This window comes from Staphylococcus sp. EG-SA-2 (genome assembly GCF_017152085.1).
Map to the genome: position 1 here is coordinate 1 of NZ_JACYHC010000053.1, position 569 is coordinate 569.

The 569-nt window shown below is 32.7% G+C and carries 1 protein-coding gene; it reads left to right on the forward strand.

What is annotated here, in order from left to right:
• Positions 1–492 (forward strand): LPXTG-anchored surface protein SasK (gene sasK, locus IDG60_RS00400; protein WP_206160351.1); only part of this gene is annotated, 492 nt, incomplete at its 5' end.
• Positions 493–569 lie beyond the last annotated feature (77 nt).

The window sequence follows — 569 nt, forward strand, 5'->3', positions numbered from 1 at the left end:
GGGCCAGTTAGTGACATAGCACGTGTGAAAAAACTTGATAATTTAATAGATGGCACGAAAGATCCAGATGTTATCAAGCAGTTGAAAGATGATAATGAGGTGCCGAATAATGCGGTAAAGGCAAAAGATTCTAAAATAGTATCCGACTGCAGACATTTACTAAAACATCCAGATAATTTAATAGATGGCACGAAAGATCCAAATGTTATTAATCAGTTGAAAAACGCAAATGGAACATCGAATAATAGTGCTGTAAATCCAAGTATTAAAGCAAATGATATTCACACAAAAAGTAATAAACAAATGGCTAAACAACAAAGTATTCATTTGGATAGCAAGAGCAAGTCAGTACATAAGCAACAATTGAAAGAATTGCCAAAAACAGGAGTAAACAACGAAAGTAATACAGCAATAATGGCTTTATTTATTGGTTTAATATTGCTTGTAGTAAGTTTAGTGACAAGATTTATAAAATTAAATAGCCATCAATAATAAAAAGGGCCACACCTTGGTTTAAGATTCCAAGCGTGTGGCCTTCTCTTCTATCACTATGTCACTTTTAATCAAAA